General features: G+C 70.3%; 18 protein-coding genes. 10 read left to right on the forward strand and 8 right to left on the reverse strand.

Translation table 11 applies throughout. From position 1 onward, the window contains the following. Window positions 1-15: 15 nt before the first annotated feature. On the reverse strand, window positions 16-1965 hold the full coding sequence (locus tag Acy02nite_RS01030) for a LysM peptidoglycan-binding domain-containing protein (RefSeq protein WP_203737632.1): 1950 nt from the start codon (window positions 1963-1965) through the stop codon (window positions 16-18). Window positions 1966-2330: 365 nt separating this feature from the next. Here Acy02nite_RS01030 and Acy02nite_RS01035 point away from each other — a divergent pair, with 365 nt between their 5' ends. The 7 genes from Acy02nite_RS01035 to Acy02nite_RS01065 all read left to right on the forward strand — a co-directional run bounded on the left by Acy02nite_RS01035 (window position 2331) and on the right by Acy02nite_RS01065 (window position 10217). Further along, complete coding sequence (locus Acy02nite_RS01035) at window positions 2331-4151, forward strand: right-handed parallel beta-helix repeat-containing protein (RefSeq protein WP_203737634.1); 1821 nt, start codon at window positions 2331-2333, stop codon at window positions 4149-4151. A 189-nt stretch (window positions 4152-4340) separates the two neighbouring features. Further along, window positions 4341-5138, forward strand: coding sequence for an SDR family oxidoreductase (locus Acy02nite_RS01040; RefSeq protein WP_203737636.1), 798 nt, complete (start codon window positions 4341-4343; stop codon window positions 5136-5138). Between the two features lie 9 nt (window positions 5139-5147). Then, on the forward strand, window positions 5148-6167 hold the full coding sequence (locus Acy02nite_RS01045; protein ID WP_239174033.1) for a 5'-3' exonuclease: 1020 nt from the start codon (window positions 5148-5150) through the stop codon (window positions 6165-6167). Window positions 6168-6379: 212 nt separating this feature from the next. Beyond that, entirely contained in the window at window positions 6380-7210 is an 831-nt protein-coding gene (locus Acy02nite_RS01050; protein WP_203737638.1) for an alpha/beta fold hydrolase, read from the forward strand. A 396-nt stretch (window positions 7211-7606) separates the two neighbouring features. Next, window positions 7607-8653, forward strand: a complete 1047-nt coding sequence (locus Acy02nite_RS01055) for a hypothetical protein (protein WP_203737640.1) — start codon at window positions 7607-7609, stop codon at window positions 8651-8653. Further along, the gene (locus Acy02nite_RS01060; RefSeq protein WP_203737642.1) at window positions 8650-9165 is read left to right on the forward strand and encodes a SigE family RNA polymerase sigma factor; all 516 of its coding nucleotides are present in this window, start codon (window positions 8650-8652) and stop codon (window positions 9163-9165) included. Before Acy02nite_RS01055 ends, Acy02nite_RS01060 begins: the two co-directional genes overlap by 4 nt. Further along, window positions 9162-10217 carry an acyltransferase family protein gene (locus Acy02nite_RS01065; protein WP_203737644.1) on the forward strand — a complete coding sequence of 352 codons (1056 nt, stop codon included), beginning with the start codon at window positions 9162-9164 and terminating at the stop codon, window positions 10215-10217. The genes Acy02nite_RS01060 and Acy02nite_RS01065 overlap by 4 nt, the downstream gene beginning before the upstream one ends. Window positions 10218-10261: 44 nt before the next feature. On the opposite strand, the gene Acy02nite_RS01070 is transcribed toward Acy02nite_RS01065, so the two are convergent. Further along, window positions 10262-11230 carry an ArsR/SmtB family transcription factor gene (locus Acy02nite_RS01070; protein WP_203737646.1) on the reverse strand — a complete coding sequence of 323 codons (969 nt, stop codon included), beginning with the start codon at window positions 11228-11230 and terminating at the stop codon, window positions 10262-10264. A gap of 55 nt (window positions 11231-11285) precedes the next feature. Between Acy02nite_RS01070 and Acy02nite_RS01075 the strand changes: the two genes are divergently transcribed. Then, entirely contained in the window at window positions 11286-12488 is a 1203-nt protein-coding gene (locus tag Acy02nite_RS01075; protein ID WP_203737648.1) for an MFS transporter, read from the forward strand. A 19-nt stretch (window positions 12489-12507) separates the two neighbouring features. Here the strand turns inward: Acy02nite_RS01075 and Acy02nite_RS01080 are convergent, their stop codons facing one another. Continuing rightward, window positions 12508-13407, reverse strand: a complete 900-nt coding sequence (locus Acy02nite_RS01080; RefSeq protein ID WP_203737649.1) for a MerR family transcriptional regulator — start codon at window positions 13405-13407, stop codon at window positions 12508-12510. Window positions 13408-13448: 41 nt separating this feature from the next. Further along, window positions 13449-13871 (reverse strand): PPOX class F420-dependent oxidoreductase, encoded by a 423-nt coding sequence (locus tag Acy02nite_RS01085; protein WP_203737651.1) that lies wholly within the window; start codon window positions 13869-13871, stop codon window positions 13449-13451. Window positions 13872-13969: 98 nt separating this feature from the next. On the opposite strand from Acy02nite_RS01085, the gene Acy02nite_RS01090 reads away from it, so the two are divergent. Further along, window positions 13970-14302, forward strand: a complete 333-nt coding sequence (locus Acy02nite_RS01090) for a nuclear transport factor 2 family protein (RefSeq protein ID WP_203737653.1) — start codon at window positions 13970-13972, stop codon at window positions 14300-14302. Between the two features lie 42 nt (window positions 14303-14344). Next, a complete protein-coding gene (locus tag Acy02nite_RS01095; RefSeq protein WP_203737655.1) occupies window positions 14345-14698 on the forward strand; it encodes a cyclic-phosphate processing receiver domain-containing protein in 354 nt (117 codons plus the stop codon). Between the two features lie 44 nt (window positions 14699-14742). Here Acy02nite_RS01095 and Acy02nite_RS01100 read toward each other — a convergent pair whose 3' ends face one another. From Acy02nite_RS01100 to Acy02nite_RS01115, 4 genes are all read right to left on the reverse strand, one after another. Further along, window positions 14743-15084, reverse strand: a complete 342-nt coding sequence (locus tag Acy02nite_RS01100; RefSeq protein WP_203737656.1) for a hypothetical protein — start codon at window positions 15082-15084, stop codon at window positions 14743-14745. Window positions 15085-15089: 5 nt separating this feature from the next. After that, window positions 15090-15857, reverse strand: a complete 768-nt coding sequence (locus Acy02nite_RS01105) for a hypothetical protein (RefSeq protein ID WP_203737658.1) — start codon at window positions 15855-15857, stop codon at window positions 15090-15092. A 78-nt stretch (window positions 15858-15935) separates the two neighbouring features. Then, complete coding sequence (locus tag Acy02nite_RS01110) at window positions 15936-16268, reverse strand: type VII secretion target (protein WP_203737660.1); 333 nt, start codon at window positions 16266-16268, stop codon at window positions 15936-15938. Next, a complete protein-coding gene (locus Acy02nite_RS01115) occupies window positions 16265-16591 on the reverse strand; it encodes a hypothetical protein (RefSeq protein ID WP_203737661.1) in 327 nt (108 codons plus the stop codon). Before Acy02nite_RS01115 ends, Acy02nite_RS01110 begins: the two co-directional genes overlap by 4 nt. Window positions 16592-16687: the final 96 nt, after the last annotated feature.

A 16687-nucleotide genomic window follows, 5' to 3' on the forward strand; every position in this document is an offset into this window, starting at 1 on the left:
GCGCGGGCCGGTTCGTCACGTCGCCGGGATCACCAGGACCTGACCGGGAATGATCCGATCCGGGTTGGACAGGATGGCCCGGTTCAGGTTGAAGATCTCCGGCCACCGGTTCTGGTTGCCCAGCAGCGTCCTCGCGATGCCGCTGAGCGTGTCGCCCTTGCGGACCGTGTAGAGGCGCGGGATCGTGCCGACCGGCGTCTTCGGCGGCAGGTGCAGCACCTGGCCGGGGAAGATCACGTTCGGGTTCTTGATGATCGTCCGGTTCAGCACGAAGATCTGCGGCCACCGGTTCCCGTCGCCGAGTTGCGACTTCGCGATGCCGACGAGGGTGTCGCCCCGCTTCACCGTGTACGTCGTGGGCGGCGGCTGTGGCGTCGTGCCGGCGGACAGCACTCCGGCGAAACGCAGCAGATCGGCCAGCTCGAACGTGCCTGGTGTGGCAGCGGCCAGCGACGGCGCCCAGCCCGGCTGCCGCAGGAACGAGTCCTGACTGCGCCGGATCAGCCCGATCAGCACCTCGGCGACGAGCGTGCTGCCGACCGGGCCGAGGCGCTGCCCGCCGTGGGCATGGTTGGCCTCGGCGAGGACGTAGAACCACAACGGCGTCCTCGACTCGAAGCCCCCGGCCTGCAACGCGGTCACCTGCTCCGGGCTGCCCGCCGCGGCCAGGACCTCGTCCTTGGTCATCACCGGCAGGCCCAGGTGTTGCGCCAGGGCCTGACCGGTCGGCAGCCGCAGCCGGTAGCCGCGGAGCAGGTTGCGCACCGGCAGCCGCCCGGCGTCCGGCGGCGTCTCGGGTTTGCCGTCGACCTTGCGCAGCGAGAACAGTGCCGTGTCCCCGACGGCGGCCACGTTGGTGTCGAGCTTGCGGGCGCGCATGACGTTCGGCCCGTCGACGATGTTCTCCCACTCGATGATCCAGTTCTCCGGGAGCGTCGGGTTGTCCGGGCCACCGACCTCGCCGCTGAGCGCGGTGAACGAGAACAGCAGCTCCAGGCTCGCCGGGATGCCCCCGGGCCGGGTGTGGAAGTTCAGGTTGAAGTCGTACGCGGCGCGGACCATCGTGTGGCCCAGCCGGTACCCGGCGACCGCGAACTCCAGCGGCATCCGCAGCGGCTCGGCCGTGTAGTCGAACCAGCGGTTACCGTGCTCGACGATGTCGTCCACGATGCCCGGCTCGGCGATGCGCTTCAGGAAGTCGTGCACCACGATGTGCTGGTAGTGCTGGCGCAGCGTGCGGCTCGCCTGGCCGAACGAGAAGCCCTGGGCGATCAGCCGGTTGTGTGCCTTGAGGAACGCCACGTGCAACTGGGCGATGATCAGGTTCTCGTCGTTGCGCGGGTCGCCGGTCAGCGCCGCGCGGTCGTGCTCGATGTCGCCGCCGGCCGGCTCGCGGGGCAGGTCGTTGTCGTCGCCCTTGCCCGGCGGGCGCCGCCGCGGCCCGGTGGTGTTGTTCCGCAGCGTGGTGACCTTGCCGACCAGCATCTTCGCGGCGTTCGCCGGGTCCCGCGGGGCCGGCGCGCCGTAGACGCTGTCCAGATCGAGTTCGCCGGTGCGCAGATTGCGCAGCGCGTTGCGGACCTCGGCGAGCGCCAGGGGCGTCATGGTCGGGTCCAGCAGCTGGGCCATGGTCGCCGACGCCCCGGACTCCAGGGTGATGTCGTGGTCGATGAACTGCCCGAGGTACGTGTAGGCCGCCGGGATCGGGCTGTCCTGGCCGGACACGTCCGTGTCGACCATGGACGCGCCGAGCTTCTTCAGCAGTTCGGGTGTGTTGGCGGCTTCGGGCAAAAGGTTCGCTTCGTCGTCCTGCAGGGTCGGGAACAGGAAGTCGAAGTGGTGGCTGTCGGTCGGTGTGGTCACCGCGAACCGGGCCGGTGACCGGGCGCTGAACTCGGCGAGGTCGCGGGCCGCGCGGTTGAGCTCTTCCTCGGTGACGATTCGTCCGTGCAGGAGACGCGGCATGACGCCGCCCCCTTCCCCCTTAAGAGTGCTGTGGTGTGGTGCGACACCGCACCATAGGCCCGGATCCCGGATACATGTCGTCGCTAAATAGACAATAGGCAATGGTCAGACATTCACGACATTGATCAACCCATACGGAACTCCTGCAACAAACCTGCAAATGAGAATCGTTGACTCGCCTCTTCCGATGGTGGGAGATTCGGTCACGGCACCACTTCCGTTCCCCCCGGTACCGCCGGCTTGTTCATCCCCATCATTCGGGCCGCGGCGCAGGTCAGAGCTGCGTCGCCATGCACAATGACTGCACATTGAAGCAGCGCCCGGAAATGCTGGCGGGATCCCTTTCCGACAGGGAGAAGAATCGCATGGCACCATCCGTACGCCCTCGCCGCATGCGCCGGCTCGCCGGTGCTGGCGCCCTGGCCGCACTGGTCACCGCCGGACTCGCGGTGACCGTCGCGACCGCCGAGGCGGCAACCGTGTTCAGCGCCGACTTCGAGTCCGGCTCGACGAGCGGCTGGTCGAAATCGGGCGGCACCTGGTCGGTGGTCACCGACGGCACGAAGGTCCTGCAGCAGTCCGACACCAGCAGTGAGCGGGCCCGCGAATTCGGCGGCACCACGTCCTGGACGAACTACGCGGTGCAGGCGCGGGTCAAGGCGACCGCGTTCGGCTCCAGCAGCGGGGTGGTCGCGCTGACCGCCCGGGCCGCCGGAGCGACCAAGATGTACCGGCTGTCGCTGACCGGCGCGAACAAGGTGCAGCTGGAGGCGATGAACGGCAGCGCGGTCACGGTCCTGGCGAGCCTGAACCAGACGATCTCGACCAGCACGTTCTACACCCTGAAGCTGACCGTCAACGGGACCACGATCAGCGGCTCGGTCAACGGCGTCGGCGTGGGCAGCGTCTCCGACCCGTCCATCGCCAGCGGGCGGATCGGGCTGCTCACCGAGCACGCGGCCGGGCGCTTCGACGACATCGTGGTGGACGACAGCGGCACGACGACGCCGACCAGTTCCCCGGCCACCTCCTCCCCGTCGCCGTCCGCCCCGTCACCGTCCGCCCCGTCACCGTCCGCGTCGGTCTCGACCCCGCCGGCCTCGGGCGCGCTCTACGTCTCCCCCAGCGGCACCGACAGCGCGGCCGGCACCCAGTCCGCGCCGACGACGCTGACCTCGGCGATCACGCGGATCGCGGCGGGCGGGACGATCTACTTGCGCGGCGGGACCTACAACTACGCACAGACGGTGACCATCGCGCCCGGGAACAACGGGGCGGCCGGTGCGCTCAAGACTCTCTCGGCGTACCCGGGCGAAGTTCCGATCCTGAACTTCTCGGCGCAGACCGAGAACTCGGCGAACCGCGGACTGGCCCTCAACGGCAACTTCTGGCGCCTGTACGGCATCGTCGTGGAACGCGCCGGCGACAACGGCATCTTCGTCGGCGGCAGCAACAACACCATCGAACGCACGGTGACCAGGTTCAACCGTGACAGCGGCCTGCAGATCTCGCGTATCGCCTCGGACACGCCGAACTCGCAGTGGCCGTCGAACAACCTCGTGCTCAGCTCCGAGTCGCACGACAACGCGGACTCCGACGGCGAGGACGCGGACGGTTTCGCGGCGAAGCTGACCGTCGGCACCGGCAACGTGTTCCGTTACACGGTGTCGCACAACAACATCGACGACGGATGGGACCTCTACACCAAGACCGACACCGGGCCGATCGGGCCGGTGACGATCGAGGACTCGCTCGCCTACGACAACGGGACGCTGACCGACGGCTCGCAGGCCGGCGCGGGTGACCGCAACGGCTACAAGCTGGGCGGCGAGAACATCCCGGTGAACCACGTGGTGCGGCGCAGCATCGCCTACCAGAACGGCAAGCACGGGTTCACCTACAACAGCAACCCGGGCTCGCTGACCATCTCCAACAACCTGAGCATCGACAACAGCGAACGCAACTTCAACTTCGACGCCGGTACGTCGGTGTTCCGCAACAACACGTCGTGCCGGTTCAGCAGCGGCACGAACGACCGGATCATCGGCGACGCGGACAGTTCCAACCAGTTCTGGTCCGGCACGAACGGCTCCCGCTGCGCGAACTACAGCGGCGCGCTGGCCTGGTCGTTCAGCTCCACCGGCACCCTGGTCGTCACCATCGGCGGCCGAACCGTCTCCCTGTAGCCCCGCCGAGACCCGGGCCGGCGCGGATCACTCCGCACCGGCCCGGGTCCGGTCACTGCGGAACGGCGACGACCTGGCCGTCGGCCCACCGCAGACGCGGCGGCGGCCGGGTGACGACTTCGGGTGCCCCGGCCCCTCGTAGCGCGTGGCCCTTGTCGCGAACGCCGGGAGAACGGTTATGGTGCTGCGATGGAGCGCACCGCACTGATCACCGGAGCGTCCTCGGGAATCGGCCTCGCCACCGCCGCCGCGCTGGTCAAGCGGGGTTACCGGGTGATCGGCACCAGCCGGCACCCGGAGTCGGTCAGCACGCGGGTCGCCGGTGTCCGGTACGTGGCGCTGGACCTGGAATCCGACGACTCGATCACCGCGCTCCGTCCGCTCCTGGGAGACGTCGACGTCCTCGTGAACAACGCCGGGGAGAGCCAGTCCGGCCCCCTCGAAGAGCTGCCGATGGACGCGCTGCGACGGTTGTTCCAGGTCAACGTGCTCGGGCCGGTGCGGCTGACGCAGTTGGCGCTGCCCGGGATGCGCGAGCGCGGCTACGGCCGGGTCGTCATGGTCGGCTCGATGCTGGCGTCGTTCCCGCTGGCGTACCGGTCGTCCTACGTCGCGTCGAAAGCGGCGATCAAGGGCTTCGCGAACGGCGCCCGGCACGAGTACTCGCCGTACGGCGTGTGGCTGACCACCGTCGAACCCGGCTCGATCAACACCGGGCTCAGCGAGCGCCGCACGAACTACCTCGCTCCCGGCTCGCCGCACCGGGCCGAGTTCGAGAAGATGCTGACCGCGCTGAACCGCAACGAGGAAGCGGGCACGTCCGCCGAGCGTGTCGCCGCCACCATCGTCACCGCCATCGAGAGCGACAGGCCCCGGCAGCGGTACGCCGTCGGCAGCAACGCCCCGTTCGTCTTCGCCCTGCGGCGCGTCGTCCCCGTCCGGCTGGTGGAAAAGATCACTCACCGTAAGCACGACCTGAGCCGGTAAGCTCGTCGGGTGCCGGACACGGGTGGGTTGCTGCTGGTTCTCGACGGGAACAGCCTGCTGCATCGGGCGTTCCACGCCAGTGACGGCTCGCTCGAGCCGGCGCCTGCCCTGCGGGGCCTGATCGGTTACCTCGCGCGCGCCGCGGCCCAGCTCCGGCCGGACGCGGTGCTGGTCGGCTTCGACTGCCCGCACGACTCGGCCCGCCGCGTCGACCATCCGGGCTACAAGGCGCACCGCCCGCCCAAGCCGGCCGATCTCACCCGCCAGCTGGAGCTCGCCCCCGAGGTGCTGCGCAACTGCGGAGTGGGCACTGTCGTCCCGCCGGCCTACGAGGCGGACGACGTCCTCGCCAGCTCCGCCGCGGCCGCCCGCGCGCTGGGCTGGAGCTCGGTGCTGATGACCAGCGACCGGGACGCGTTCGCCCTGATCGACGACGTCACGTCGGTGCTGCGCATCCGCAACGGCGGCTTCGACCGCTCGGTCCTGGTCGACGCCGCGTCGCTGCCGGAGCTCTACGGCGTGCACCCCTGGCAGTACCGGGATTTCGCCGCGTTGCGGGGCGACCCTTCCGACAACCTTCCGGGGGTACGCCGGTTCGGCGCCCGCACAGCGGCCCGCCTGCTGGCCGCCTTCGGGTCGGTCGACGCCGCCTGGCAGGCCGATCACGCTACGCTGCGTGACGCCGTCGGTGAGCAGGCCGCCACGAGCTTCCGCGACCCGGCCTCGCGGGAGATCGTCGACCGCAACCGCCGTCTGATGGCGATGCGCCACGACCTGCCGGTGCCCAGCCCCGAGTCGGCCCGGCTCCCCCTGGACTACCTGGTGATCCGCCGTGCCCTGCGCGAGCACGGCATCAACCTCGGCCCGTCGCTGTGGTCCCTGGTCGGTGGCGACGCCCCGGTCGGGGCCCTGCCGGAGGTCCCGCCCGAGCCGCTGCCCGCCTGGGCGCACACGCTGAAGCCGCGCGTCCTGCACGGCTCGATGTCCGGCCGCCGCGACCCCATCCCCGGCCAGACCGCCCTCTTCTAGCCGGCTCTCACCGTGGTCGTCCGTCCCGGACAACCACCCTGACCACCAGCCGAAGCCCCGCGCCTGAACGACTCTTCGCGACGTCACCCGTGGCCGGGCCCGCGGCGCGCGTCGCCGTTGCCAGCTGGTGCTCATGGTGGCTATTCGTCCCGCGGAACCACCGTGAGCACCAGCCGGCAACTAGCCTGCGGGTGACGAACGGGGGCTCGCTCATGCGGAACGTCACGCTCTCCGCCGGAACCGTCGAGTACGACGACAGCGGCTACGGCCCGATCCTGGTCTTCCTCACCGGCATCTTCGCGAACACGACACTGTGGCGGCACGTCGTCGCCGACCTCGGCCGGGACCATCGCTGCATTGTCCTCGAAGTGCCGCTCGGCGGGCACCGCGTGCCGATGGACGCCGACGCGGACCTCAGCTCGCCCGGGCTCGCGCGGCTGGTCGCCGAGTTCCTCGACGTGCTCGACCTGCGCGACGTGACATTGGTCGGGTGCGACTGGGGCGGCGCGCAGCTGGTCGTCGCGCACGGGCTCGGCGAACGCCTGGCCCGGCTCGTGCTGTTGCCGCAGGAGTCGTTCGAGAACTTCCCGCCCGGTCTGCCCGGCAAGGTCCTGTACCAATCGTCGAGGATTCCGGGCGCGACGTTCCTGGCGTTGCAGACGCTGCGGATCCGCGGGCTGCGCCGCTCGCCGATGAACTTCGGCCTGATGTCGAAACGCCCGATCCCCGACGACATCCTCGACGCCTGGTTGCGGCCGTCCCTCACCTCCCGGCTGATCCGCCGGGACCTCCTGAAATACCTGCGTACGACGCGAGCCGCCGAATACCTCGACGCGGCCGCCCTCCTGACCACCTTCGACCGGCCGGCCCTGGTCCTGTGGGCGCCCGAGTCCACGATGATGCGCCCCGAGAACGGCGCCCGCCTCGCGAAGGCACTGCCGCGGGGCCGCCTCGTCGAAGTCCCCGACAGCTACACGCTCATGCCCGAGGACCAGCCGCTCCTCACCGCCACCCACCTCCGGGACTTCGTAGCCACAACCTGACCGCGGCCGTGCGGCCGGCGCTCGCCGAGCGCCGGAACAACCGTGAGCACCAGCCGAACACCGCGACCCGCGGCCGGGACCGCAAGAACAGCGGGCACCGCGCGGGGCACACCACCGCGCCGCAGGGCCGGAAGGCTGCGCGGTGAGGGCTTTCCGGCTGGTGCGCGGCTGGGGCCGGACCAGCGGCGGGATCGCGTGGGGGCGCGGCGGGCGCGGGCTCGGCAGGCGCGGGCTCGGCGGGCGCGGGCTCGGCGGGCGCGGGCTCGGCGGGCGCGGGGCTCACGCCGTACGGGGAGCGGCAGTTGATCTTGATTTTGGTTGTCGGCTGTGTGGAACCTTTGCGGGGGCTGATGTCTTTCGAAGGGTGATGAGCGGCGGACGAGCGTGGAGCGAGCGGTGACGGAACGCATCAGGGAGTTGCTGGACGAGGCGGTGGCGGGGCTCGAACCGGAACACCGTGATCCGGTCGGGGCGGTCGTCCGGCGGGGGCGGGCAGCGCGGCGGCGGACCACGGCGCTGGCCGGGATCGTGACGTTCGTGCTGCTCGCCGGTGGTCTGATCGCCGGGCAGCGACTGACCGGCGCCGCGCCGTTCCCGACCGTGGACGGGGGCATCGAGCAGTCGGCGACGCCGCGGGTCGTGAACGGCATGGTCGTGGCCGGCGCGATGCAACTGCCGATCCCGCAGGGGTGGCGGGTGGTCACCGCTGACCCCGCCAACAAGTGCGAGACGATGGCCCGGACCATCCTGCTGATCGGCTCCGGCAACCGCGGCTGTCAGAACGCGGTGGTCGAGGTCTCCCGGGCGCGGAGCCGTAATCCCGGCGGAACCCTGATCCCCGCGAAGGAGGGCAACGGCACCTCGCCCTTCGACTCGGGCATCATCACGTCGCCCGTGTCGATCACCCTGGCCGGTGGCGAGCCGGGCTGGTTGAGTTCCGACCTGGACTCCGCCGAGATGAAGACCGGCCGCTTCCCGGCGAACAACTACCACAACGAGCTGCTCCTGCCCTGGTCCCAGGTGCTGGTCCAACTCCGGATGGACGGCACCGCCGACCGCCGGATCATTGAGTCGATCCGGAGCAGCCCGCGCCGCGGCGGAGTGCTCACGCTGCCCGCGAAGGTCGAATCGGTCAACCTCATCCTGTCGGACGGGTACGGCAAGAAGTCGGACCCGCCGACCGTCGACCAGGTGATGCGGCTACTGCGCGGGCAGACCGACACCGTGCGGGACGCGGACGCCTGCGCGAGCCCGGGGCAGGAGAGCGTCCGGCTCATCGTGGACCCACCCGATCCGGTCCCGGGCACGTCGAACGCCACCACCGTGATCATCGCGATCGGCGACGGCTGTCAGGAGGCCGTCTCCTCGACCGGCGGACGGGTCCGGCTGAGCGACACGACGCTGTTCCGGCTGAAGAGCCTGCTCGGGGTCGGCGACCGGTGAGCGATCCGTTCGGCGAGTTCGTCACCTCGCGATATCCGGCGCTGGTCCGGTACGGCGCGCTGCTCACCGGTGACCGCGGGCACGGGGAGGATCTGGCGCAGGACGCGCTGGTCAAGACGTACCGGGCGTGGCGCAGGCTGCATCCGGAGGGCGATCCGGAGGCGTACACCCGGCAGGTCATGACGCGGGCCGCCTGGCGCGCCGGGCGACGGTTGTGGCGCTTCGAGATTCCCGCGGCGGTCCTGCCCGACCGGCCCGCAGACGGCGACTTCCCCGAGCGGCAGGGCACCGCCGACGTCGTCCTCGCCGCGCTGCGGGACCTGCCGGCCACGCAGCGGGTGGTGCTGGTCCTGCGCTACTGGGCGGGACTGTCCGAGCAGGAGATCGCCGCCCAGCTGGGCTGCTCGGCGGGGACCGTGAAGAGCCGTGCCAGCCGGGCGATCACGGCGCTGCGCCGGGCGGACGGGCCGCTCGCCGACGCGTTCACGCTCACCGACGACCGGCATCGGTGAGCGCGCGGCACCGCGTCGCCGGCCTGGACGGGCTGCGCGGCCTGCTTGCGCTGTACGTCGTCGTCCACCACTGCTGGCTGATCTGCTTCCCGGGATACCCGGCGAACACCGGGCCGGCGTGGGGCGGCTGGCTGATCCACGGGCGGCTCGCCGTGGTCGCGTTCATCGTGCTCTCCGGGTTCTCCCTCGCGATCGCCCCGGCGCGGGACGGGTGGCGGCTCGGCGGCGGGTGGCGGTTCGCGGGGCGGCGGGCCCGGCGGATCCTGCCCGCCTACTGGGCGGCGCTGCTGGTCAGCCTGGTCCTCGCGGCCGTTGCCGGGCCGCTGCCGATGTCGCACGCGCCGAGCTGGCGGACCGTCGTGGTGTACGGGCTGATGCTGCAGGACTTCGTCGCCGTGCCCGCCCCGAACGGCGCGTTCTGGTCGATCGCCGTGGAGGCCGCGCTGTACGTCGCGTTCCCGCTGCTGTTGCTCGTCATGGCCCGGTGCGGCCCGATCGTGACGCTGGCCGTGGCGTGCCTGCCGATGGTCCTGGCCGGGCCGGGCGCGGCGATCGGCTACACCTGGGAGATGGCGCCGCTGTTCACGATGGGCATGGTCGCCGCCGGTGTCGCCACGCGCGCGGCGAGCACCGGGCGTCGTGGCTGGTGGTGGCTCAGCGGGCTGGCCGGCGCTCCGGTGCTGGCGGTGATCCTGGGGAACGGGCCGGTGTGGACGGCCCGGCACTACTTCTGGGTCGACCTCGCGAGCGGGCCGGCGATCGCGCTGCTGCTGGTCGCGATCGCCACCGGCCGCCGGGACGGTTTCCTGACGAGCCGGCCGATGACGCTGCTCGGGAACTGCTCGTACAGCCTCTACCTGATGCACGTGCCGGTGATCGCGCTGGTCGCGCTCGCTGTCGGCACCACGTCGTTCTTGCTGCTCGTCGCGCTGGCGGCGCCCGCGGCCGTCCTGACCGCGACGATGTTCGCCGCCCTCTTCGAGCGCCCGTTCCTGTCTCCCGGACGGGACCGCGCCGGGGAGGCCGGGACCGTGGTCGCCGCACGGACGTGAGCCGGCACCCTCCGCGCCCGCGACGCGGGCGGCTCGGGCAGCGGTCAGGACGGCGGGGAGGCGGACGCCACGAGGCGGTCGGCGAGGTCGGAACGGCGGTACAGCACCGACCGGCCGTGCCGCGCGCTGACCAGCAGACCCGCTGCCCGCAGGGCCCGCAGGTGCTGGTTGACCGCTGTCGTGGTGACGCCGAGCCGGACCGCCAGCTCGGTCGAGGACGCCGGGGTCGCGAGCCGCACCAGCAGCCCGGCCCGGTGCGCGCCGAGCAGACCGGCCAGCGCGCCCGGCGCCGGCAGCGGCTGCGCCTCCCACAGTGTTCCCAGGCCCCGCGCCCGATAGATGATCATCGGGGGCTCGTCCGGCAGGATCGGCGCCGACGCGCTGCTCGTCCACATCGACGGCACCAGCGTCAGCCCGCCGGTCACCGGCCGCGTCCAGTGCACGTCGGACCGCACGTGCACCTCGACCGTGTCCCCGGTCAGCCGCACCCGCCCGGCCAGCCCGGCGAACATCGCGGCCAGCCCCCGCTGGGCGATCTCCCGCCCGCGATACGTGACGTCCCCTTCCAGCAGCGCCCGCATCCGCGGCCAGTGCGGCGCGAAGCAGATCTCCCAGTAGCCGGCCAGCGCGTCCAGGATGCGGTCGAGCACGTCGCTGCCACGCAGCACCGCGGGCAGCCGGCTCCCGCCGGTCACCAGGCGCAGATCACGATCGACGACCTCTTGCGGCGTACGCCGGATCGCCGCCAGTTCGTCCTCGAGTCGCGTCAGCGGCGACCACGGCCGGGGCGTGAGGAAGTCCGGGGTCCACAGGTCGCCGTTGACCAACTCCACCAGCAGGTCCGCCGCGAGCCGCCCGCGCAGCCGCTGCAACTCCCGGATCCACGGCAGGTGCAACGGATAGCGGCCCGGGTCCTGCCAGGCGTGCAGCGACAGCACCAGCTCGTTGAGCGGCGAGATCGCGAACCGCACCTCGCCCAGGTCCCGCCCGGCCAGCTGGTAACGCACCACCATGAAGCGGAACGCTACATCGTTCGTGACGGCGCGGGACGGCTGGCAGAACTGACGCGTGACACTTACCGCCAGCCGGCTGATCGGGAACGGTTCGGTCGAGCGAGCCCTCACCCTGTCCATCGCCGCCGCCTCCCTGGCCAAGGGCGTGCTGTTCGCCGTCAGTGCGCTGTTCTTCACCACGGTCGTCGGCCTGTCCCCCGCGGCCGTGGGCGCCGGGCTCACCATCGCCGGCGCGGTGGGGATGGCCGGCGCGTTCGGGGCCGGCTTCCTCGCGGACCGGCTGGGCGCGTACCGGGTCCTGGTCGTCGGCACGGTCGTCCAGGGCGCGGCGCTCGCCGCATACTGCTCGGCCTCGTCGATGCCGCAGTTCACGCTGATCGCCTGCGCGGCGGTGGGGGCGCAGGGCGCCCAGCGCACGGCCCAGGCGACGCTGCTCGCGCTGCACTTCACCGGGCCGGACCGGATCACCGTCCGGGCTCGCCTCCGGGTGGTCACCAACGTCTTCGTCGGCCTCGGGTCGGCCGCGGCGACGGCCGCCCTGGCCTCCGGGACGGCGGCGGGCTACCTGATCGCGATGATCACGGCGTCGGTCCTGGTCCTGGCGTCGGCCGTTCCGGTGCGCGGCCTGCCGTCCCCGCCGGTGACCACCCCGCCGACGGGGGCGGTGCCCGGCGGGACGCGGTCGCCGCTGCGGGACCTGCGCTACGTCGGGATCGCCGCGCTCTACGGCATCATGACCATCCAGTTCGGCCTGCTCACGGTCGGGATGCCGCTGTGGGTCACGCTGCACACCCGGGCGCCGGCCACCACCGTGGCGCTGCTGCTCGTGGTGAACACGGTGCTGGTCGCCGTCTTCCAGCTGCCGGCGGCGCGGCTCGTCACGGACGTGCGCGCGGCCGGGCGTACCGTCCTCGTGTCCTGCGTCCTTCTGGTGGCGACCTGTGTCCTGTACGCCGCGGCGGGACCGGCGCCGGCCGTGCTCGCCGTCGCGGTGCTGGTCGCCGCGCTGATCGCCGCCAGCGCCGCCGAGGTGTTGTCCGAGGCCGGGGCGTGGTCGCTGGCCTTCGAGCTGGCCGACCCGCGCAACGCGGGCGCCTACCAGGGCGTCAGCCAGACCGGTTTCGCCGCCGGGACCATGCTGGCGCCCGTGGTCGTGACCAGCACCGCGATCGCGCACGGCACGGCCGGCTGGCTGACGCTCGCGGCCCTGTTCCTGGCCGCGGGAGCCGGCACCCACCGACTCGCCACGCCGCGATGACGACCCGCGATGACGGCGATCAGGCGGTGCGCCTCGGCCTGAGTTTCGTGAGCCACGACATCACGTCGAGAGCGTGCGAGGCGGGATCCGGGATCGGGTGGAAGACGTGCTCGACCACGTCGTCGGCGATGATCAGGGTCAGACGGTCGTAGAAAGCAAAATCCGCCGACGTACGGGTCGGCAAGCCGGCCGCCGAGGCGAGAGTGAGCTTCGGGTCCGGGATCAGCGGGTACGGCAGTCGCAGCCGATGGGCGAGCTCCCGCTGATACCCGGTCGACTGCGCCGACAGCCCGTAGACCCGGGACGCGCCCGCCGCGAGCAGCTCGGCGTGATGGTCCCGCAGCCAGATGGCCTGATCGGTGCTGCCGCGGGCGCCGTGCACCTCGAGCAGACAGCGCGGCAGGTCGACGCCGGGACGCCCGGTCAGCGGGTAGACGAAGATGACCGTCCGTCCGGGCCCCAGGTCACTCAGGTCGACCGGCCGCCCGTCACTGGCGTAGAAGTGCAGCGCCGGCAACGTCGAGCCGACCAGCCGCCCCGGATCACTCTCGGTCAGCGGCGTGGCGGTCACGACGCGGCGGGCGGCCTCGTCGATGCGGGCGTCGAGCGCGTCCCGCTGCGCGGTCAACTCGCCGATGCGCTCCTGGAGGCCGACGACCGTACTGCGGAAGGTCGCCAGGGCGGCGGCGCAGACGTCCTCGTCACCGCCGGCGATCGACTCGACGAACGGCCGGGTCTCCTCGACCGCCAGCCCGAGCGCCATCAGCTCACGGATCTGGGCGACCTGGCGCTCGGCGATCGGCTCGTACTCCCGGTAGCCGTTGCTCAGCCGCCGTGGCACCACCAGACCGACCGATTCGTAGTACCGCAACGCCCGGATCGTCGTCCCGGTCCGGCGTGCCAGCTCACCCACCCGCATGGCGGCACCCTAAACCCGTACCCCAGGGTCCGGGTCAAGGGCTAGATCCTCTGCCCGTAGACGTGGGTCACCTTCAGAGCTAGCAGCACGCGGCGGTCGGCGACCATGACCGAGCGGTACTCGTCCCAGTCCGGGTGCTCGCCCGCGGCCCGGCGGTAGTAGTCGACCAGCGCCTCGACCTCCGGCCCGTGCGGGTCCTCGCCGGGGCCGATCAGCGTCGCGTCGCCGTCGGCGGTCGCCCAGGCGCGACCGTCCGCGCTGGTCACCTCGATGGCGGCACGCGGATCGCGGCGCAGGTTGGTGGTCTTGGCGCGGCCCTCGGTCATCGAGACGTAGATCGTCCCGGCGTCCCGGTCATAGAACGGCGTGACCGGCGACAGCTGCGGCCGCCCGTCCTTGCGGATCGTGGCGAGAACGCCGAGGCGGCTCTCCGCGAGCAACGCGTACGGATCGAAGGTAGTCATATCTGTCGCCAAGTCCCTCCCCGCGGACCGTATTCCCCCGGTTCTGCCGTGCGCAGAGATCCTCGCCGGTCCGCGGCCGGAGGTGCTTGGCTGACCACATGGAACTGTTCGACGACATCTACGCGGCGTTCAACCGGCGCGACGTCCCCGCGGTCCTGCGCCGGATGACACCGGAGGTGACCTGGCCGAAGGCGTTCGAGGGCGGCACGGTCAGTGGCCGGGACGAGGTCGCCGCCTACTGGCAGCGGCAGTGGACCGAGATCGACCCGGAGGTCACCCCGGTGGGCTACGCGACCGAGCCGGACGGCCGGGTCGCGGTCACCGTCGCGCAGACCGTCCGCGACCTGGACGGCAAGGTCCTCGACGAGGCCACGGTCACCCACGTGTACCGGCTGGACGGCGACCTCGTGGCCGCCATGGAGATCCGCTGACCACGACCGGCACGCACGGCCGGAGGCGGGCATAATCGCCGGATGACGGTGGTGCTTGTCGACGATCTGCGGTCGTTCGTGGACGGGCGGGCCGCCGAGATCGCCCGGAACAGCGCGGACGGGGTCGCGCTGCTCGGCCGTCACCGGGACCGGCGGGTCGACGAGCTGTGGCTCGACCACGACCTGGGCGGGGAGGACACGATCTGGCCGGTCGTCGAGGTGCTGGAGCGCGCGGCGTTCGAGGGTCACCCGTTCGACATCGGCGCCATCCTGATCCACTCGGCGAACCCGTCCGGCGCGGCGAAGATGGCGCAGGCGCTGCGGCACTGGGGTTACCCGGTGCGCCTCGCCGCCGGCTCCCCCGCCGTCGGCTACCGGGACGCTCCTCGGACGTGACCGCACCCTTCCACAACACCCGTCGCGGGCCGGGTACAGCAGTTTCAGCCGTCCTCCCGCTCACGCTGCCATGTTCCTCCGACTTCGAAGGTTGTCGGTCCATACAGCTCACCGACCTGTTCGTCGAACTTGCGGCGGTGTTCGTCGTCGAGGCTCGCTTCCCACTCCCGGTACCGCTGGATCTGTTCCCCGAGAATGCGCGAGTAGACCGACGAGCGAGTCAGATCGCGAAGGGAGATGCGACCTTTCCGGAGGTCACGCGCAATCTCCTGCATCTCCGGCCCACCGCTACCGTTCTCCAACCGCTCCAAGCTGTCCTTGACGACCCGGGCAACCTGCGGTGACGGAACCCTTACTTCGATATCACGTTCCAGCTCCTCGTTCATCTCGTTCACAACTCAGGTGACACGTAGGGAACGTTCGGGAGCGGAACACTCGACAAGTCGCCACCCTGGTAGGCGAGCGACATACCTTCCCCGACAAGGCCGAGGATGGCCGTTCCGGCGGTGTTCATGATCACGGAGGCCTTGTTGATCAGTGAAAGCATTTCCAGTGCGATCAAGCCGGCGGCACCCATACCGGCGGTGCCCACCACAGCACCCGCGCCGGTTCCATAGAGAGCGCCACTTGCCCCGACTGTCAAGCACCACAGAACAGCGCTGTCCGCAAGGGCCTGGAAGATGTTGCCGAGCTGGTTCGAGACCTGCCATGCGCCGGTGGCAGCTTTACGGTACGACTCGGCGACCGGACGTATCGCTGTTTGCTGGCCGCTGGTCCTGGTTGCCAGGCTGGAGAAGTAGGCGTAGGCGGATTCACTGGCATTGCCGTCCCACGACCGATCGAGTTGATTCATTCCAAGCTGAATGTCAACTCCGACCTGTTGTACGCATTGGGCAAGGTTGGCCATGGCGTCGCCGAACTTCCAGATGCCCTCCCAGTCGCCGGCGAGCCATTCCGTGAACCACCCGAAAACGTCGACTCCCGTGATTCCTTCGATCGCTTCGTTCAGCCAGGCGGAAGGACTGGCAGCATTGAACAGATCGAGAGGATTGACGAAACCGTTGCTGATGGATTCGTCCGGATCACCGGGTTCGGCCAGAAAACCGGTCGGATCTCTCCACCCAAGTATCGTCAACGGCCGATTACTGCCATCGTCCACCGAAGTTCCCCGTTCAGTGACTGCTACGACGTGTTCTGCATCAAGCCCGGGCCGGACGTGCCGAGATTCAAACGCGCCTCAGTCGCGTGAAGGGCTGGCTTCGGGTGTCCGCGGAAGCGACTCGTCGATCTGGGCTGCCGACGTTCTGTCATGACGCGAGTAGTTGTCGGCTGATCTCTTGAGGGCATCGCTCGAGGACTCGAGAAGCTTGGAGAGGCTGTCCAGCGTAGCGTTAACTTGTGCGAGGTAGGTGTCGTGGTAACCGGCGAACTTCCCGATCAGACCCTGCTCATGAACACTCATCCCGCCGTACTTGTTGACGTACGCCTTCGCCTTTTGTGCCGCATGCTGCAGCCCGGCAAGATGGATCGCGTAGATTCTCAGCGCTTCCGGATCGACATCGAGTGTCATGATCCGTTCACCTCGATGATCGAGTAGGCCGTGGCGATCAGCAGAACAAGACCGATCAGGGTGTAGAGCGCACAGTGCCTCCAGAGCGGCTTCAGCCTCTCGGGATCGAGCGTCCTGTGCAGCTTGACCCCGTCCACTACCGCCGGAACAAAAGCAACTGCCGGTAGCAGGAACAGACCCCATGTCACCGGGTTCGTCTCGATCCCACGCGCCAGCCTTGCCGCGCCGCTTATCAGGATCATGAGATAGATGAAGGTAAGCAGGACTGCGATCTTGCCCACCAGCCGCTGCATCCCGATCGTCGCTTCCTGAGGCGTCTCCACACTTCCTCCGACTGGTCACGAACCGGATGGGCAGCAAGTAGCTGTTGGCGCCGCTCCGACTGGGCACCGCCGGCAATAGCTATCAGGGGGTACACC

Origin of the sequence: Actinoplanes cyaneus (assembly GCF_016862095.1) — a bacterium.
Lineage (GTDB): Bacteria > Actinomycetota > Actinomycetes > Mycobacteriales > Micromonosporaceae > Actinoplanes > Actinoplanes cyaneus.

What these genes read in the sequence shown, in the direction of transcription:
- Acy02nite_RS01030 (WP_203737632.1), bottom strand. Translation starts at nt 1,965, where the DNA reads ATGCCGCGTCTCCTGCACGGACGAATCGTCACCGAGGAAGAGCTCAAC.
- Acy02nite_RS01035 (WP_203737634.1), top strand. Translation starts at nt 2,331, where the DNA reads ATGGCACCATCCGTACGCCCTCGCCGCATGCGCCGGCTCGCCGGTGCT.
- Acy02nite_RS01040 (WP_203737636.1), top strand. Translation starts at nt 4,341, where the DNA reads ATGGAGCGCACCGCACTGATCACCGGAGCGTCCTCGGGAATCGGCCTC.
- Acy02nite_RS01050 (WP_203737638.1), top strand. Translation starts at nt 6,380, where the DNA reads ATGCGGAACGTCACGCTCTCCGCCGGAACCGTCGAGTACGACGACAGC.
- Acy02nite_RS01070 (WP_203737646.1), bottom strand. Translation starts at nt 11,230, where the DNA reads ATGGTGGTGCGTTACCAGCTGGCCGGGCGGGACCTGGGCGAGGTGCGG.
- Acy02nite_RS01080 (WP_203737649.1), bottom strand. Translation starts at nt 13,407, where the DNA reads ATGCGGGTGGGTGAGCTGGCACGCCGGACCGGGACGACGATCCGGGCG.
- Acy02nite_RS01085 (WP_203737651.1), bottom strand. Translation starts at nt 13,871, where the DNA reads ATGACTACCTTCGATCCGTACGCGTTGCTCGCGGAGAGCCGCCTCGGC.
- Acy02nite_RS01090 (WP_203737653.1), top strand. Translation starts at nt 13,970, where the DNA reads ATGGAACTGTTCGACGACATCTACGCGGCGTTCAACCGGCGCGACGTC.
- Acy02nite_RS01095 (WP_203737655.1), top strand. Translation starts at nt 14,345, where the DNA reads ATGACGGTGGTGCTTGTCGACGATCTGCGGTCGTTCGTGGACGGGCGG.
- Acy02nite_RS01100 (WP_203737656.1), bottom strand. Translation starts at nt 15,084, where the DNA reads ATGAACGAGGAGCTGGAACGTGATATCGAAGTAAGGGTTCCGTCACCG.
- Acy02nite_RS01110 (WP_203737660.1), bottom strand. Translation starts at nt 16,268, where the DNA reads ATGACACTCGATGTCGATCCGGAAGCGCTGAGAATCTACGCGATCCAT.